The organism is Anaeromyxobacter sp. SG66 (genome assembly GCF_022690805.1).
Lineage (GTDB): Bacteria > Myxococcota > Myxococcia > Myxococcales > Anaeromyxobacteraceae > Anaeromyxobacter > Anaeromyxobacter soli.
In genome coordinates, this window is the sequence record NZ_JALCZC010000002.1 from 98,602 (window position 1) to 117,014 (window position 18,413).

The 18,413-nt window shown below is 69.0% G+C and carries 10 protein-coding genes; all 10 read left to right on the forward strand.

All coding sequences use genetic code 11. The features are described from left to right. Position 1: 1 nt before the first annotated feature. The 10 genes from MNZ39_RS01205 to MNZ39_RS01250 all read left to right on the forward strand — a co-directional run bounded on the left by MNZ39_RS01205 (position 2) and on the right by MNZ39_RS01250 (position 18,383). Positions 2 to 2,803, forward strand: a complete 2,802-nt coding sequence (locus MNZ39_RS01205; protein ID WP_242333321.1) for a helicase-related protein — start codon at positions 2 to 4, stop codon at positions 2,801 to 2,803. A 2-nt stretch (positions 2,804 to 2,805) separates the two neighbouring features. After that, a complete protein-coding gene (locus tag MNZ39_RS01210) occupies positions 2,806 to 5,064 on the forward strand; it encodes an N-6 DNA methylase (RefSeq protein ID WP_242333323.1) in 2,259 nt (752 codons plus the stop codon). Then, entirely contained in the window at positions 4,992 to 6,872 is a 1,881-nt protein-coding gene (locus MNZ39_RS01215; protein ID WP_242333325.1) for an Eco57I restriction-modification methylase domain-containing protein, read from the forward strand. The genes MNZ39_RS01210 and MNZ39_RS01215 overlap by 73 nt, the downstream gene beginning before the upstream one ends. Next, a complete protein-coding gene (locus MNZ39_RS01220) occupies positions 6,869 to 10,015 on the forward strand; it encodes an AAA domain-containing protein (protein WP_242333327.1) in 3,147 nt (1,048 codons plus the stop codon). Before MNZ39_RS01215 ends, MNZ39_RS01220 begins: the two co-directional genes overlap by 4 nt. After that, positions 10,012 to 10,773, forward strand: a complete 762-nt coding sequence (locus MNZ39_RS01225; protein WP_242333329.1) for an HNH endonuclease — start codon at positions 10,012 to 10,014, stop codon at positions 10,771 to 10,773. The genes MNZ39_RS01220 and MNZ39_RS01225 overlap by 4 nt, the downstream gene beginning before the upstream one ends. 9 nt (positions 10,774 to 10,782) lie before the next feature. Next, positions 10,783 to 11,397 (forward strand): hypothetical protein, encoded by a 615-nt coding sequence (locus MNZ39_RS01230; protein ID WP_242333331.1) that lies wholly within the window; start codon positions 10,783 to 10,785, stop codon positions 11,395 to 11,397. Between the two features lie 113 nt (positions 11,398 to 11,510). Then, the gene (locus tag MNZ39_RS01235) at positions 11,511 to 14,339 is read left to right on the forward strand and encodes a DEAD/DEAH box helicase (RefSeq protein ID WP_242333332.1); all 2,829 of its coding nucleotides are present in this window, start codon (positions 11,511 to 11,513) and stop codon (positions 14,337 to 14,339) included. Between the two features lie 5 nt (positions 14,340 to 14,344). Continuing rightward, positions 14,345 to 16,237 (forward strand): hypothetical protein, encoded by a 1,893-nt coding sequence (locus MNZ39_RS01240; protein ID WP_242333334.1) that lies wholly within the window; start codon positions 14,345 to 14,347, stop codon positions 16,235 to 16,237. A 41-nt stretch (positions 16,238 to 16,278) separates the two neighbouring features. Further along, on the forward strand, positions 16,279 to 16,965 hold the full coding sequence (locus tag MNZ39_RS01245) for an OmpA family protein (RefSeq protein WP_242333336.1): 687 nt from the start codon (positions 16,279 to 16,281) through the stop codon (positions 16,963 to 16,965). Beyond that, complete coding sequence (locus MNZ39_RS01250) at positions 16,962 to 18,383, forward strand: EH signature domain-containing protein (protein ID WP_242333337.1); 1,422 nt, start codon at positions 16,962 to 16,964, stop codon at positions 18,381 to 18,383. Before MNZ39_RS01245 ends, MNZ39_RS01250 begins: the two co-directional genes overlap by 4 nt. Positions 18,384 to 18,413 lie beyond the last annotated feature (30 nt).

The window sequence follows — 18,413 nt, forward strand, 5'->3', positions numbered from 1 at the left end:
CATGGCCCAAGCCCAGTTCAGCCCCGGAAACCTCGTCCGCGCCCGCGGGCGCGAGTGGATTGTCCTCGTCGGCAGCGACGCCGAGACGCTGAAGCTCCGTCCCGTGTCGGGCTCGGAGGAGGACCAGACGCTCCTCTATCTCCCGCTCGAGCGCGAGCCGGTGACGCCAGCGACGTTCCCTTACCCGGCCGCTGCGCAGCTCGGCGGCCAGGACGCGGCGGTCCTCCTCCGGGACGCGCTGCTCCTATCGCTTCGGCGCGGCGCCGGGCCGTTCCGCAGCTTCGGGCAGCTCGCGGTCGAGCCGCGCGCGTACCAGCTTGTCCCGCTCCTGATGGCGCTGAAACAACCTACGGTCCGGCTCCTCATCGCCGATGACGTGGGCATCGGAAAGACGGTGGAGGCGGCGCTCATCGCGCGCGAGCTCCTCGATCGCGGCGAGGTCGAGCGGTTCACGGTGCTCTGCCCGCCGCACCTCGTCGAGCAGTGGACGGCGGAGCTGGAGAACCGGTTCAACCTGCGCGCCGCACCGGTGACCGCCGCGAGCGCCGGCCGGCTTGAGCGCGGGCTGCCGATCGGCACCAGCATCTTCACGGCGCATCCGTTCACGGTGGTGAGCCTCGACTACATCAAGAGCGAGCGGCGCCGGGCGGACTTCCTCCGCGCCTGCCCCGAGCTCGTAGTCGTGGACGAGGCGCACACCTGCGCCTCCACGGGCGCCGGGCGGCACCAGCGGCACGCGCTCCTGAAGGCGCTCGCCGAGAGCGGGCGGCACCTCGTCCTCCTCACCGCGACGCCCCACAGCGGCGACGACGAGGCGTTTTACCGGCTCCTCGGGCTCCTCGACCCCTCGTTCGAGCGGCTGAAGGAGCTCGCGGGCGCCGAGCGGGACCGGCTGCGCGAGCGGCTCGCGCTCCACTTCGTGCAGCGCCGCCGGCCGGACATCGCCGAGTGGAAGGAGGGGAACCTCTTCCCGCGCCGGGAAACGAAGGAGCTCACCTACCAGCTCACGGGAGCGTGGAACCGGTTCTTCGAGGACGTGCTCGACTACTGCGCCTCGGTCGTGTCCGCCGCGGGCGGCGACGAGAAGCGCCAACGGCTCTCGTTCTGGGGGACGCTCGCGCTCATGCGCTGCGTCGCCTCGAGCCCCGCCGCGGCGGCGCAGGCGCTCCGCACGCGCGCGGGCCTCGACGCCGGTGAGGACGAGGAGGCGCTGCAGGAGCGGCTCTTCGACGGCGCCTCCGACGCGCTCTCGGAGGACGACGTCGAGCCGCCCGCTGCGAGCGAGGCCGCGGTGCTGGGGGACCTGATCGCGCAGGCGGAGCGGCTCTCGGGGCAGTCGGGCGATCCGAAGCTGAAGCTCCTCACCGATCACCTGCAGGAGCTCCTCACGGACGGCTTCGCCCCGGTGGTGTTCTGCCGCTACATCGCGACCGCGCACTACCTCGGCGAGCACCTGAAGGACCGGTTCAAGGGAGTGACCGTCGGAGTCGTCACCGGCGAGCTCGCGTCGGAGGAGCGGAAGGACAAGGTGGAGCAGCTTGGGGACGCCGAGCGCCGGCTCCTCATCGCGACCGACTGCCTGTCGGAAGGCATCAACCTCCAGGAGCACTTCGACGCGGTCGTGCACTACGACCTGTCCTGGAACCCGACGCGCCACGAGCAGCGGGAAGGGCGCGTGGATCGCTTTGGGCAGCAGTCGAAGGTCGTGCGTGCAACGCTGCTCTACGGGGCGAACAACCCGGTGGACGGCGCGGTGCTGGAGGTGATCCTCCGGAAGGCCGAGAAGATCCGGCAGGAGCTGGGCGTGCCGGTGCCGCTGCCGGACGAGGGCCACACGCTCACCCAGGCGCTCATGAAGGCGGTGCTACTCCGCCACGCGAAGGGCGGGCGTCAGCGCGTGCTCGACTTCAGCGAGACGCCGGAAGCGACCCGGCTCGATCGGAGCTGGACGGATGCCGCCGAGCGGGCGAAGGCGAACCGAACAGTGTTCGCACAGCGACGCCTCAAGCCGGAGGAGGTGCTGCCGGAGTGGAAGAAGACGCTCGAGGCGATGGGAGGCGCCGAGGACGTGAAGCGCTTCACGCACCGCGCACTCTCCCGGCTCGGCTCGGGCCTCGAGGAGCTGCGGCGCGGCGCGCACAAGGCGGCGCTCGCGACGCTCCCCGAGGATGTGCGCGAGCGGCTCGAGGCCGAGGGGATCACCGGCGCGCCGCTCGTCTCGTTCGGCTACCCGCCGGCACCGCGCTGCCGGCCGATCCAGCGGAGCCACCCCCTCGTATCGATTCTCGCGGAGACGCTGCTCGAGCGGACCCTCGCCGACGCCGCGCACGGGAACGGCGACGGGAAGCAGGATGCGAGCGTCCTTGGTCGGACGGGATGCTGGGTCTCGGACGCCGTGAAGGAGCGCACAACGGTGGCGATCCTGAGGCTCCGGCACCAGCTCACGGAGCACCGGGGTGGCAAGGCCTCCACGCTGCTCGTCGAGGAGGCCGCCGCGCTCGGGTGGGCGGGCGCGCAGTCGCCGCGCGTCGTCGAGGGGCTGGACGCGCTCACGCTGCTCGTCCCTCCTCCGGCCGCGGACCCGCCCGCGAACGTCACCTCACGCGCCGTCGCACAGGCGCTCGAGCTCCTCGCCGCGCGCGCAGGGGAGCTGGACGCCTTCGCGCGACGTCGCGCGGACGCGCTCCTCGCCGACCACCGGCGCGTCCGGAGCGCCGCGGAGGCGACCGGCCGGTACGCGGTGCACGCGCTCCTCCCGGCCGACGTCATCGGTCTATTCGTCCTCCTCCCCAAGGTGAGCTGACCATGGCTCCGCGTCGAAAGCCCCGCGCCCGCGAGGCGCAGCTCGCGTTCGAGGCCCTCGCGATCGAGGGCGGCCTGCTCTCGCCCGAGTGGCTCGCCAAGGTGGCCCAGCTCGAGGCGGAGCAGCAGAGCCCCGACGACTACCGGGTCCTCAAGGGCCTGAACCTCCGCGACGAGATCGGCCGTTACTGGCGGATCGCGCAGGCAAAATGGGTGCACTTCCGGACCGGGCTCTCCGCCGTTCGTGCTGAGCGTAGCGAGCCGCAGGCGAGCGGAGTCGAAGCACGAAGCCAGGTGTTGGCAGACACCTTCGTCCTCGAGCTCCTCCGCGACGCCTTCGGCTTCGTTTCCCTCGAGCGCTCCGAGCCGGTGGTGGTCGGCGACCAGACCTACCCGCTCCGCCACCGTGCGCTCGGAGGGCGGGTCCCGGTGGTCGTCGCGCCCGCCGAGCTGGGCCTCGACACGCTCGCGCCCGCGTTCGGCGACGGGACGCGCCGGCGGAGCGCGTTCGGGCTCGCGCAGGAGCTGCTGAACGCCGACGAGAACGCGCTGTGGGGGCTCGCGAGCGACGGAGTCGCGCTCCGGATCCTCCGCGACAACGCGAGCATGACCCGACCCGCCTGGATCGACGCCGATCTGGGCCGGATCTTCGCCGAGGAGCGGTACGCGGACTTCGCCGCGCTGTGGCTGCTCCTGCACGAGTCGCGGTTCGGGAAGCGCGAGCACCCGGTCACCGACTGCGCGCTGGAGCGCTGGCGCGTCGCCGGTCGCGAGGAGGGGACCCGCGCGCGCGAGCACCTGCGCGAAGGCGTGGAGGAGGCGCTGGTGGCCCTCGGCCGCGGCTTCCTCGTGCATCCCGAGAACCAGGCGCTGCGGAGCGCGCTGCACTCCGGCGCGCTCACGAAAGATGCCTACTTCCAGCAGCTCCTGCGGCTCGTCTACCGACTCATCTTCCTGCTCACGGCGGAGGAGCGCGGCGTCCTCCACCCCGCCAACGCGGACGAGCTCGCCCGCCGGAGGTACGAGACCGGCTACGGGCTCCGCCGGCTGCGCGATCGCTCCGTGAAGCGCAGCGCGCACGACCGGTTCTCGGACGTGTGGGAGGGGCTCGGGATCGTGCTCCGCGGTGTCGCCCGCGGCGAGCCGCGGCTCGGGCTGCCCGCGCTCGGCGGACTCTTCGACGAGGATCAATGCCCGGACCTCGACGGCGCGAGCCTGGAGAACCGCGCGCTCCTCACTGCCGTGTTCCGGCTCTCCTGGCTCCGGGAGGAATCCGGCCTCTCGCGCGTGAACTGGCGCGACATGGGGCCGGAGGAGCTGGGGAGCGTCTACGAGAGCCTCCTCGAGCTGGTTCCGCAGATCCCGCAGGACGAGCGCGGCTTCTCGTTCGCCACCGGCGACGAGACGCGCGGGAACGCCCGCAAAACGACCGGCAGCTACTACACCCCCGACAGCCTGGTACAGGTGCTGCTCGACAGCGCGCTCGAACCGGTGGTGGAGGCGGCGATCGCCGCGCACCCGGAGAAGCCGGCGGAGGCGGTGCTCTCGCTGAGCGTCGTCGATCCCGCCTGCGGCAGCGGCCACTTCCTGCTCGCCGCGGCACGACGGCTCGCCACCCATGTCGCGCGGCTGCGCGCGAACGGTACGCCGTCCGCCGCGGAGTACCGGCAGGCGCTGCGGGAGGTGGTGAGCCGCTGCGTCTTCGGCGTAGACCTGAACCCGATGGCGGTGGAGCTGTGCCGGGTGAGCCTCTGGATGGAGGCGGTGGAGCCCGGCCGGCCGCTGTCCTTCCTCGACTCGCACATCCAGCAAGGAAACGCGCTGCTCGGGACCACGCCGGAGCTGATGGCGAAGGGGATCCCCGACGAGGCGTGGGAGCCGATCGAGGGCGACGATCGCGCGACGGCGCGGACGCTGAAGAAGCGCAACAAGGCCGCCGCGGAGGGACAGCGCGGCTTCGGCGCGCACTGGTCGGGAAAGGTGAAGGAGGAGGAGGCGCAGGTCACGCGCGCGGTCGCCGAGCTCGACGCGGCGCCCGACGCCAGCCTGGCAGAGGTCGCCGGAAAGGAGGCGCGCTGGAGCGAGCTCCAGGCTTCCGCCGCGTTCCGGCACCAGAAGTCGCCGACGCGTGGTGCGCCGCGTTTGTCTGGCCCAAGCCGCCGATCGAGGCGAAGAAGGCGCCGCCCCCCGTGGTCGAGGGCGCGCCGACGAACGACCTCTGGCGCCAGCTCCGGGACGGGCAGGGGACGCCGCCGCCGGTGACGGTGCAGACCGTCGAGAAGCTCGCGCGGGAGTACCGCTTCTTCCACTGGCATCTTGCGTTTCCGCAGGTGGTGGCCAAGGGCGGGTTCGATGTGGTGCTGGGGAATCCGCCTTGGGAGCGGGTGAAGCTTCAGGAGCAGGAGTTCTTTGCTTCGCGTGACCATGCAATCGCATCAGCACCGAATTCAGCTACACGTAAGCGCCTCATCGCGGCCCTCCCTCAGAACCATCCTGAACTGTGGGGGGAATGGTGCGTGGCGAGCCGCCAGGCGGAGGGGGAGAGCCATGTCATCCGGCACTCCGGGAGGTACCCGCTGTGTGGCAAGGGAGACGTGAACACATATGCGGTGTTCGCGGAGCACAATACGAGCTTGCTACGCCCTGCTGGGCGCGCAGGGTTTATCGTTCCGAGCGGGATCGCTACTGACGACACGACAAAGGACTTTTTCGGTCTGCTGGTGCGCCACTCGCGGTTGGGGAGTCTTTACGATTTCCGCAATCATGATCGGTTGTTCTATGATGTTGGCCACAGGCGTTTCAAGTTCTGCCTGTTGACCGCATTGGGCCGGTCGATCGCGGCACCTCGCGCCAAATTCGTATTCTTCGCCGAATCTGCGGCCGACGTTCGGGATCCAGGGAGGCTGTTCACGCTTTCGCCTGACGATATTGCACTCCTGAACCCCAACACTGGAACGTGTTCAACGTTCAGGTCTGCTCGTGACGCTGAGCTCAACCTTGCGCTGTACAGGAGGGCGGGCATCCTCTGGCGCGAGTCCGGCGAGCAGCATTGGAATCCGTGGGAAGTGCGCTTCATGGCGATGCTGCACATGTCTGCGGACTCAGGGCTCTTCAGGACTCAGGCGGACCTCGCAAAGGACAGGATGCAGCGTGACGGAAGTCGCTTCGTCGGAGAACGTGGTGTCCACCTCCCGCTTGTCGAAGCCAAGATGGTGCATCAGTACGACCACAGGTACGGGGATTATGCGGACAAGAAGCCAGGGTCGCTAGACACACAATTGCCGGATGTGCCGGAGGAGCGACTGAGGTCGCCCAACTATGAGCCGTTGCCCCGCTATTGGGTGGCAGAGACTGAGGTGCGGAATCGCCTTGCCGGCAGGTGGCAACGCGGGTGGCTTATGGGGTGGCGCGACATCTGCCGCAGTACGGACGAACGCACGGTGATTGCTTCTGTGATCCCGCGCGCCGCCGTGGGAGATAAGTTCCTCCTCATGCTTCCTGCGGCTGATGTGGCTGCAGCGGTGTGCTTGTATGGCAATCTGTGCAGCTTCGTTCTCGATTACGCGGCCCGCCAGAAGGTCGGTGGAACCAGTTTGAAGTACTTCACGATGAGGCAGCTTCCTGTGCTGCAGCCAGCCGTGTACGCGACTACAGCGCCGTGGCAGCCCAAGGTCTCCCATTGTGAGTTCGTTTCTTCGCGCGTTCTGGAGTTGAGTTACACCGCGTGGGATCTTGAGCCATTTGCCAACGATACCGGCTACTCCGGCCCGCCGTTCCGCTGGGATCCCGAGCGCCGCTTCCTGCTCCGCGCCGAGCTCGATGCCGCCTTCTTCCACCTGTACGGCATTTTGCGCGAGGACGCGGACTACATCCTCGACACCTTCCCGATCGTCCGGAAGAACGACGAGAGAGCTCACAGCGAGTACCGCACGAAGCGCGTGATCCTCGAGATCTACGACGCGATGGTCGAGGCGATCCGCACCGGCCGCCCGTACCAGACCCGCCTCGATCCGCCGCCAGCCGATCCGCGCGTCGCCCACCCGCCACGGACGACGGGGTCGCGCTCGTGAGCCGGAAGCAGGTGGATGGGCCATCCGCGACGCGCTGGGCGCGCTTCAGGAGGCTGCTGGCCTACTACCTCGAATGCATTCGGGAGGATCAGAGGCCCGGTTCGCGGCTCGCGGTTCAGGCGGCCCGCCCCGACTACGTCGTCCTGCAGCATGCGAAGGAGTGGAGCCTCCTCGAGGGCGCGGCTGCCGAGCCGCGCATCCGCCCGTCGGAGATGCATCTCGTCTCCCGAACGCAGCTGCGCCGGAACAGTGCGCAGCTGTTCTACGGGTATCCGGTGCTGGCGAGCTGGGAGCCGGACGCGGACGGGAACCCAGCGCCGTTCCTGCTGCCGATGTTCGAGCAGCCGGTGGAAGCGCATGCCGGGAACGGGTACCCGGCGTTCCGGCTCGTTCCCGACTGGCCGCGGGTGAACCGCGAGGCGCTCCAGCGGCTCTTTGGGTCCACGGAGGAGCAGAACGAGGTCCTCGAGCAGCTCGGGCTGGTCGAGTGGTCGAGCGATCTCCCCGAGGTGAGGCTCGCGGACGTGGTGCGGAAGCTCGCGCAACTTCCGGTCGAGCTGCCGGTGATCGAGCCGCTCGACCCCGAGGGCCTCGTGACCGCCGCGTGGCCTGGTACCCTGGGCAAGACCGGGCTGCTAAACCGCGGGATCCTCTTCGCGGCGGAGCCGTCCCGCTACACCGCGGGGCTCGAGCGCGAACTGAAGGAGCTCGCGGCCGTTCCGGACGCGATGCTGGACCGCACTGCGCTCGCGCCGCTGTTCTCCGACGATTGCCGGGCGGCGGCCGCGCCGGACCCGGTCACGCTCGTCGAGGTCCGCGGGTTGAACGCCGAGCAGCGGGGGGCCTGCGAGCGCGCGCTCCGGCAGCCGCTGACGGTGGTCACCGGACCGCCCGGGACCGGCAAGTCGCAGGTGGTCCTCAACGTCCTCGCGAACGCGTTCCTGCACGCGAAGCCGGTGCTGTTCTCGAGCCGCAACCGGAAGGCGGTTTCCGTCGTCGAGGAGCGACTGAACGGGCTCGTTCGCGCGCCGATCGTGCTCCGGCTCGGCAGCCAGGATGGGCTCGCGGAGCGCCTCGTGCACGCGCTGACTGGGCTCCTCTCGACGGCCGCGCACCCCATCGCCGGCGCGCTCCTCGCGCCGATGTACGAGGAGTATGCGCGTGTCCTCGAGCGGCGGAATCGGCTCGAGGCCCAGCTCGACGAGATCCGGCAGGCCCGGAACGAGGCCGGCCGGCTCGACAAAGTGCTCGACGAGTGGCGCCTGCGGTTCTCGGAGGAGGAGCTCGCGACCCTTGCCGGCGCCACCGGTCTGCCGTCGAGGGAGGCCCTGGATGAAGCGCTCCGGCTGCTCGCGCGGCACGCCGGCGGCTCGGGTGGGATGCTGCAGGCGATCCGGCGTCCGTTCGACCTCCGCCGCGCGGCGCGCCTCCTGACGGACGCGCGCGGTCCGCTCGAGCGCCTCGCGCGGCCGAAGCAGCGGCTCGACGCGGACGCCGTGGAGCCGTGGAAACGATACGCAGAGGCGCTCCGCGAGGCGACGCTCGCTGCCGACGCGGTGTCTTGCTACCGCCGAGCGCTCGAGGGGCTCGTCGGGCTCGGCGCCGTGGACGCCCTCGCGTTCGAGTGGAACGAGGCGCGCCACAAATCATGGAACCTCGGCCGGAACATCCTCGAGACGCAGCGCTCCGGCCTCGGGCTGCTGCTCGACGGGGAGACGCGGCAGATAGCCGGGCAGCTCCGCGCGGTCGCGCAGCGACTCCAAGACCAGCCCACCGGCAGCCGTACAGCGTCGCAGCTTCGCAAGCAGATCCGCGAGCTCCTGCCGCGGGTCACGCGCTTCCTGCCCGCCTGGGCGGTCACGAACCTCTCCGCCCCTGGCGCGCTGCCATTCGAGGCCGCGATGTTCGACCTCGCCGTGATCGACGAGGCGAGCCAGTGCGACATCCCGTCGGCGCTCCCGCTCCTGTTTCGGGCGCGGAGGGCGGTGGTCATCGGCGACCCGCAGCAGCTCCGGCATATCGCGACCATCCCGCCGGCGCGCGAGAACCAGCTCGCCTCGAAGCACGCGCTGACGGAGGCCGCGGACCAGCCCTTCACGTTCATTAACAACTCGCTGTTCGATCTCGCTGCCGGCACGCGCGGCGCGGACATGGTGGTGCTCCGGGACCACTTCCGGTCGCACCCCGACATCGTCGGCTTCAGCAACGAGCACTGGTACCGCGGTGGCTTGCGGGTGGTGACCGACCTGTGCGGGCTGGAGCTGCCTCCCGGCGCGTCGCCGGGAGTGCAATGGACGCAGGTGTCAGGGGAGGTCTTCCGCCCCGAGGGCGGAGGCGCCATCGCGCCGGCGGAAGCGGATCGCGTGGTGTCCGAGGTCGTCGCGCTCGTGCGGAGGACCGACTTCAAGGGCACCGTGGGCGTCGTGTCGCCGTTCCGGGGCCAGACGAACCGGATTCGCGAGAAGCTGGCCAGGCTCCTCGATCCTGCCGCCCTTCAGCGGGTCGATCTCATCGCCGACACCGCGCACGGGTTCCAGGGAGACGAACGGGACGTCATCGTCTTCTCGCCGTGCGTGGGCTCCCCGATGCCGCACGGGGCGCGACGATTCCTCGCGAAGACCGCGAACGTGTTCAACGTCGCGGTGACCCGGGCGCGCGCGCAGCTGCACGTCGTCGGCGACCTCGAGGCGTGCATGGTGTCCGGGATCCCGCACGTCGAGGCGTTTGCGCGACACGTCGAGCGGCTGCGCCGCCGCGCGGAGACAACGGACCCGTCCGTCGGCCCGTTCGAGCGGCGGCTCGAGGAGGCGCTGCGCGCGGCGGGGCTCGCGCCGGTGCCTCAGTACGCCTTCGGCCCGTACAGGCTCGATCTCGCGGTGGTCGAGGACGGTCTCCGGATCGACGTGGAGGTGGACGGCGTGCACTTCCACGAAGAGCTCGACGGGTCGCGGTGCCACGAGGACCTGGTCCGCGACGCCTACCTCTCCCAGCGCGGCTGGATCGTCGTCCGCTTCTGGGCTGTCGAGGTGCGCGACCGCCTCGAGTCCTGCGTACAGCGCGTGCTGGACGTGAGGTCGCGGCCGACGACCCGCCGGCCCCGGACCCCGCCCGTCCGTCCGCCGCCCCGGGAGCCCGTCCAGTGAACCGGACCACCATCCCAGCCGCGCTCCTGGAGAAGGCGGCGCTGGATAACGGTTTCGACCGCGAGCTGGGCGCGGGCGCCGGATGGGTCCGCTTCGACAGCACGCATGCGCCGCTCTCGATCTGGCTCGCCACGAACGACGAGGGCCCGCTCGTCGCGCTCTCGCGAGGGGACGTGGCGTACGCACTTGCCGAGCACGGCTTGACCTCCTCCGTAGCGTTGCCGCCCGGCGCGGTTGCCGCGCGCGTCGTCGCAGACGTCCCCGCGCTCCACCGGCTCCTCCGGCGCGCGTACCAGCTCGCGCGGACGCTGCCGAACGGGCTGCTCCATGCCTTCCAGCAGAAGACCGCCGAGCTGCCGAGGACGACCGAGGCGCAGCGGCTCGTCGTCCAGCGGGTAGGGCAGGATCTCTTCCGCGCCGGGCTCGTCGAGTACTGGGAAGGTCGCTGCGCGGTGACGGGCGTCGCAATCCCGGAGTTGCTCCGGGCGAGCCACATCAAGCCGTGGGCGGTGTGCGAGACCGACGCCGAACGGCTCGACGTCTTCAACGGGCTTCTGCTCGCCGCGAACTATGACGCGGCGTTCGACGCCGGGCTCGTGACCTTCGATGACGACGGGCGGCTCGTCCGGTCACGGCAGGTGTCCGCCGTCGATCTACGCTCGATGGGGATCGTTGAGGACGCCCGGGTCGCGCGGCTCACGGCCGAGCACCAGAGATTTCTCGCGTGGCACCGCGAGCATGAGTTCCGGAACGAGTGAGTTGACCCGATGGCCGAGTGCATCGCCGAGTACTGTGAGGTGGGGTTCGACCGGGACGCGGCAGCGCTCCGAAGTGCAGCTGGGGTGCGCGTCTCGATCGTCAGCCTGCTCCCTTCCTCGCATCCGGTGGGCAGCGCGCACGCGCGCGTGTTCGAGGACTTCCCGCGCAAGGAATGGTTCTTGTGGGGGTTCTACTTCCAGGCCCTGCTGGACCAGGCGCTGTACAGCGCCGCGCGTATCGATCTCGCGAGGTGCGAGCAGCCTTCTCCGCTGAAGCTTGGCGGGATCTTGGCCGCATACCATCTGAACCTGCACCCCGCGCTCCTGCTGCTCGCGGCCGCGACGCATTACGTCACGCCGGACGAGGTGCACCGCGCGATCGACGAGTTCGCGCAATTGACTCAGATCCAGCTAGACCGCGCAGAGCGCGTCATCGCGAGGGTCTCAGCGGAGCGCGGCGTCAACGAGGAGCGGGTCTGGTCCGAGATGAGCACAGGAGTTGCGCTCGCGTTCCTCCCCCGCGGTCTGCGGCCGTATTCGACGGCCCGCCCGAACGAAGCGCTGTACCGGTCTTGGACGGAGTTGGTCGCGCGAGCAGTGAACACGCGCGGTGAGGCGAGGTAGGAAGACTCCGCGTCCCGCAGCTCGGGGACTCGTGCCGCAGGCTCGTGAGCAGGCGAAGCAAACGCTGACGTGGTGTACGATGCGCGCCACAGCTGCTGCGCGGATCCGTCTGGATGAGCGAGGGGGACGCCATCGAAGTCACGATTGATGCGCCGTTCTGGCGAACGGCGCTCGGCGTCACGCTCGCTGAACTCCTCGAGGACTGGAAAGAGAGCGGCTGGATCGATCTGCCGCCGGGCGGTGACCCGTCGCCGACCCGGCTCACGATTCGACCGCAAGCTTCCCGCGACGCGTCGCTCGCAGGGCTGGAGCAAGCGTCCGACGAGGAGCTGGATCGTGCCGCCCGGAACTCGGACGTCCTCGCGCGACTGACGGGGGCTCCGGGCGGGACCGCGCGCGTCTCATCCACGTCGTACATCGGCGCGAGGTCGTTTCGATTCGAATCGACGTGGGAGCCCAGCTCAGCCCAGTCCCCCTCGCCGCACGTCCGCATCCGCGGCGAGGCGGTGCATCCGGAACGCCTTTGGCTGGACGAGGTGCTTGCGCAGCAGCCGGAAGCCGGGATCGACGGGGGGCACGCGCAAGTCGCCCTGCTCGCACGGCTGCGCCGCGCGGCCGACAAGCTAGACCGGTATGGCAGCGCCGTCCGGCTCACGTTTGACGAACACCTCCGCAAGCTCGAGATCGTCACCGTAGATCGCGTCTCGCTCGGCTGGGAGCCGCGGCAGCATGAAGGCTCCCGGCGATACGGCATGGGGGCATGGTTCACGAACGAACTCGGTGAACGCGAGGAGCTTCCAGTCACGGGAATCGATCGTGAGCAGCCGATCGTCCGGCTGGACCGAAATCGCGTTGCCGTCGTGACCGAAGACAACGCCGAGATCATCCGCAACGTTCGTCGCAAGGCGCTCGACAGGACAGAGTCGCGCGCTGCCGAGCTCATCGCCGATCCGCTGAAGCTTATCCCGGAGGGCGTCTCCACCGCAGGGATCGACCTGTCGGAGTACGGCGCACGCGTGGCGGGATTCGTCCCCATCCTCCGCGTCGGGCGACCCGCGGATGTTCAGTCGAGCGACGTCCTGTGGTTCCTGGAAGAGGAGGCGACCGGGCCCTTTCTCCGGATCACCGTCCGCGGCGACGACGCCGGCGCGACGCGTGTTCTCGAACTCGCAACGCCCGCCGACGCAGCGCGGTTACGCGACGAAATCGTGGAGGAGCTTCGGAAGGAATCGCCAGGCGTCATCGACCATGGCGGGCTGAAGGTCGTTCCGACCGAGGCTCTTCGCGGCGTTCTCGAGGCCGCGATCGAGCAGGTCGCCGCGAAGCGGAGCGACGCCCGCGCGAGTGGTGGCGGCTCGGCACGCCTCGGCGTGGTCATCGACGAACGGGTTGCTCTGGAAGGCGAGACCCGGAACGACCAGGCCAACGAGGTCCCTTGGACGAGGCTCGACGAGCTGCTCGCGCCCGGCGTCCAGCTGAAGAGCCACCAGCGCGAGGGGCTCGCGTGGATGTGGCGCCACTTTCGCGAGGGTGCTCCCGGAGTCCTGCTCGCGGACGAGATGGGACTCGGGAAGACGCTGCAGGTCGCGTGCTTCCTGGCCCTTCAGAAGTCGCTCTGGGATGGAAACCCGAAACCGGCGCTCGTAGTCGCGCCGGTGATGCTCCTCGAGAACTGGTCCGAGGAGCTCGCCCGTTTCTTGCGGGCCGAGGGGTGCCAGCCAGTCGTGACGCTGCATGGGCCGGCGCTCCGCGAGCTGAAGCGCAAGGACGGATCCCTCGATGTGTCTGCGATCGACCCGAACGCGACCGTTCTGACGAACTACGACACGCTCGATCGCCATCAGGTGTCGCTCCTGAAGGTGGATTGGCGCGCCGTCGTCCTCGACGAGGCGCAGTACATCAAGAATCCGGAGACTTTCAGATCGCGCGCCGCGCGCGCGCTGAAGCGCGATTTCGGCATCTGCTCGACGGGAACGCCCGTCGAAAACCGGCTGCTGGACCTCTGGACGCTCTTTGACTTCCTCAGTCCGGTACGGCCGCTGGGTACTCAGGCGGAGTTCAAGCAGCGGTTCGAGGTGGAGGGGCGGGCATCCCCGAAGGCGGTTGCGGACGCGCTGGAACATCCGTCCGAGGGATCGTTGCTACGCCGCCGCACCAAGGCGGGAGTGCTTCATGACCTCCCGCCGAAGACGTACGCGGTGCATCGCGCCGCGATGACGGACGAGCAGATGGCGCTGGAGCGGGTCATCGTCCAGCCCGGCGCCGGGACGGAGCGCGGGACTCTCGAAGTCCTCTCGCGGCTCCGGAGCCTGTACCAGCACCCGTGGCTGCTCCGGCCGACGCTCTTCGGCACCGACGACGAGGCTCCGCCAGAGCTCGACGACATCCTCGCCGCGAGTCCGAAGCTGAAGCTTTGCCTAGACATCCTGGACGGTGTCCGAGAGCGGCGCGAGAAGGCGCTCGTGTTCTCGCCGTGGATCAAGATGCAGCAGTTGCTCGTGTACGCGCTGCGGCTGCGCTACGGCGTCCACGCGCGGATCGTGAACGGAGAGGCGAACCTACGTCGCCAGGCGCTCCGGTACATCGCGCAGTTCTCCGAGGCGGACGGTTTTCATGTTCTCGTCTTGAGCCCGCTCGCCGCCGGAGCCGGGCTGAACATCGTCGCCGCGAACCACGTGATCCACTACGGGCGCTGGTGGAACCCGGCCAAGGAAGATCAGGCGACGGACCGGGCACATCGGATCGGCCAGAAGCTGCCGGTCACGGTGCACTACCCGATCCTCCACCACGCCGGCGATCCGGAAGGCGGGTTCGACGTCGCGCTCCACGGTCTTGTCGAGCGCAAGCGCGCGCTGGCACAGGATTTCCTCTCACCCGATGCGGATGTCTCCGTCGCGGACGTTCGCGATGTGCTTCGTCAGCAGAACGAGAACGTGCAATGACAGAGGTGCTTCACTTTCTGAGGGACCAGTGGACCCTCGTCGTCGCCGTCGGATTCCTGACCGCGCTGTTCGGCTGGTCATGGCGGTCGCTGGCCAGTCTCCCGACGCTCCTTCGGGACTCCTCGCAAGAGTTGGCCGACGCCATTCGTCGTGGCGTCCGCGGCGAGCCCGCGGCCGTGCAGCGGGAAGGCATCGGGGAGCTGATCGACGATGCCGTAACTGCCCTCCGGTCGAAGGAGACCGGGCATTACGAGGGGCGCATCGTCCTCTCCGAGCCGCTCGACGGTTTGCTCCAAGAGTGGGCAGAGGAGGCGAAGAGCAAGCGTGCGGCGCTCGTGTGGGGCGCGTCGTACACCGGCATCGCGCTCGTGTTCACCTTCGGGCTCATCGCGTGGGTGCTGTTCGTCGACGTGCGACATGCGATCAGCGCCGGTGCGACGCAAGCCCCTGCTACGGGCGAGGCCGTGCGAACGAGCGCGGCGCAGGCGACGGCGCTCGCCGATGCCGTCGCGAAAATGGGGTTCAAGTTCGTCATCTCATGCGCCGGTATCGTCGCGGCAATCGCGCACGGGTTCGTGCTGCGTGCGACCGACGCTCGCCTCGCCGCAGGTGTGCGCCGGCTACGGGAATTCCTCTCGGCGGACTTCATCCAGCACCGAGAGGTCGAGCTCCGGATGCGCGAGCAGCACTCGCGTGAGCTCGCGGTCCTGACCGAAGCGGTGCGTGAGTCGACGCGGGCGGTGCGTGACTCCTCCACGTCGATCACGGGCCGCCTCGAGCGCCTCCAGGCGATCGAGGTGAGCGTGAAGGACCTCGGCGAGGAGGTCACCCGAACGCTCGGCACGATGGTCCAGGACGCGATGGCGGACCACATCAAGACGTTCCTCGGCGACATCCGCGACGAGGCCGAGAAGATGCGGACGCAGATGGAGACGTCGCTGCGAGGGAATCTGGGGGAGCTCGCGAAGCAGCTTGGCACGTCGCTGGACGGCATTCAGAAGACCCTGCAGTCGCAGTCGAGTTCGGATCTCGAGAAGCTCCTCGGGAAACTGCAGGACGTCGTCACGGGCGGATTCTCGAGCGAGACCCGGAACATGGCGGGCTTGGTCGAGCAGCTGCAGAGTGTGATCTCGCAGTTGTCGAACGAGCTCGGCGGGGTGGGATCGCTGCTCCGTGACACGCTGGACGGGTTCCAGCAGCAGCACAACGAGCAGCAGGCGCTGCTCGCGTCCGTGACGAGCTCCACACAAGAGAACGTGAAGCGGCTCGGAGACGACCTCGTGAGAGAGGGCTCCGATGCCATGACTCGCGTGCTGACGGAGACCAACGCGCGGATCCTGCGCATCATGGCTGCGCTCGATGACGCCGCGACTACGAGCGCGGGCCGCAGCAGCGCGAGCGTCGCGCAGTTCGAGGCGCTCGCAGGAAAGGTCAAGGGCGTTACCGAGGATCTCGGGGCCTCGGCCGAGTTGGTGAGCGAGTTGATGCGCCAGGTCCAGGGGGCGCTGCAGGCGTCGAGCTCGGGCGTCTCGCAGATCGCGGACGCCGCCACCAAGCTGAAGGCGGCCGCCGACACCGCGAGCGCGACGATGCGCGCTTCGGACGACGCCCGGCGTGCGCTCGAGGCGTCCCTGCAGCAGCAGGCGCACCTTACGGCCCGGAACGCGTCGTCGCTCGAGAAGATGGAGAGCGTCTGGCCCCAGCTGCTCCAGGACGTCGCGCGCACGGTCGAGAGCACCACCGGAAACATGCTCGGCTCGTGGGAGAAGCTGTCCGACAAGCTCGCCGCCGCGACGACGCTCTATGGACAAACCGTGGGCGACCGGGTGGACGACCTCCAGGAGGCCGTCGCCAAGATGACGGAGCACGTGAAGCGACTTCCCGAGGCGCGGAGATAGCGGTGCGCCGCCCACGGAAGCTCCCGGACTTCGGGCATTCGATGACGGATCTGATGGCGAGTGTCGCCGTCACGTTCCTTTTGTTGGCGGCGATCTTCATGTTGCACGCGAGCGAGGCCAACCGCGCGCTCCAGACGAAGCTGCAGAGCGTGGATGACGTCCAGCAGAAGTCGGTCGTCGCCCTCGGAGAGCTCGTGTCGAAGCTGCACGCCGAGCCCAAGCTGCGCGATGCCGTGCAGACGGATCCTCACGACCGCTTCGTCCTGAGCGTTGAGTTTCCTGAGGACGCTCTCTACTTCCGGGTTGGAAGCGATGAGATCGTCGCGGACGACGTGGACGCGCTGCTCGAGCCGTTGAGGCGCGTGGTTCAGCTAGTGTGCGACGTCGATCAGCAGCTCACGAACAGCATCGTCCTCGAAGGACACACCGATCCGCAGGGTAGGCGAGGCGATGACGGGTATCAGTACAACGTGGGCCTGAGCGCCCGGCGCGCCCAGAAGGTGTACTTCGCGGTTCGCAAGAGGCTGCAGGACGACGAGAAGACCCGCGGCTGCATGGACACCCGGTTCACGGTTGCGGGGCGCGGCCCGGTCGAACCGAAGCGCTTCGCTGGCCGCTGGGACGCCCTAAATCGCCCGGCGGATGATGCCGCCGACCGCCGCGTCGTCCTGAAGGTCAGGTTCACTTCCGGCGGTGAGGCGCTGGCGCGCGCGGGGACGACGCCGTGACACCGGACGACGTTGCGGCCGCGCTTCGTGCTGCGCGCGATCGTGTGCACAACATCGGCCTCGACACCGGCCGGCGGCTGGATCAGACGCGAGAGGCGTTCGAACGACGCATTGCCACCGTTGGCCTCGCGGGGCGGCCGCGTGCGCCCAAGCCGGTCGAGGACCTCGCCGTCGTCGTTCGTCGCGTCCAGGAGGCGATCGCGCGTGGGACTGCGGAGGAAGTCACGCCGCGCGACGCGCGCGTCCTCGCGCGTAATTTTCGGTCAGTTGAACCTGACTTGCTCCGGGCGGTGCTCGCCGCCCGGCCGGGCGCATGGGACCGCTACCTCGCGACGCTGATGCGCGAGCGGCTGACGCTGCCTCCGCATGTCTGGTCCTCCTGGGCTCGGCTCGCCGGGGAAGCACCGGCAGATGTGGCGCTCTTCAACGGCACAATCAACAAAGCCGATCTGCTCGCGCCTGACCATCGGGCATCCGCGGATGCGGTAGCGCACGGAAGCCGCACCGTTGAGAGCTTCGCGCAGCTCGTTCGGCGCCTCTGTTCTCCAGGTCTGCTTGACCGGTCCTGGCCCTACACCTGTCTCGTCTTCGCCGCCTGGGCGAGGCTCCGGGGCGATCGATGGCCGTGGCTGTGGGCCGAGGTGCAGACGGACGTCTGTGTCGAAGCGATGATGCTGCCGCGTGTCGGTGAATCCTCGTGGTTCCGCAGCGCAGGACACGGGACACAGCCCTTCCCAGTCCGGATTCCGGAGACGATCGAGGCGAACGTCGCGTTCGCCGACGCATGCCTCGCGTTCCACCTTGGCGGCGGCACGGTGAATGAGGTCGCCGCCGACCAGCTGATCCGTATCCTTATCGCCGCGTGGGGCGATCCCCGGAGCGGCTGGCATGCGAAGACCAGCCCACAGGCGCGCGGGTGGAAGCAGTTCAAAACGATCGCGCCGACGACGTACGACAAGCTGCTCGAGCGGCTTTTCGCCGAGGATCTCGACCTGTTCTTCGAGACGATCGACTTCGACAAGGAGCGGCGCAAGTTCTGGCGGAAGCACCTCAAGAAACTCGTGGCAACGACGTTCTACTTCTCAGCGTCTACGAGGGAACTGCTGACGCGGAGGTTTCCGCCGCACAGCGACATGCATGAGAAGGCGAAGAGCGCACTCTCTCGCGCGCGGGATCTGACCGGCAGCGGCGGCCTCGATGCGCTCGTGCTGTTCTTCAAGAACGGTGTCATCGTCGAGTTCTCGAAGACGGGCAACGCGGCGTATCGCTACACGCACGAGGCGTTCGCGACGCTCACCCGCAAATGCGGCCCCCGCGCGACCGCGTCCGCCCTGAAGGACCAGCGGCTGGGAAACCAGATGTCGCACTGGGGCCCCTGGCAGGCGGAGTTCGAGGACGCGGTCACACGGATTACCTAACCCGAGGTTCGCGGCGGAGGGACTGTGGGA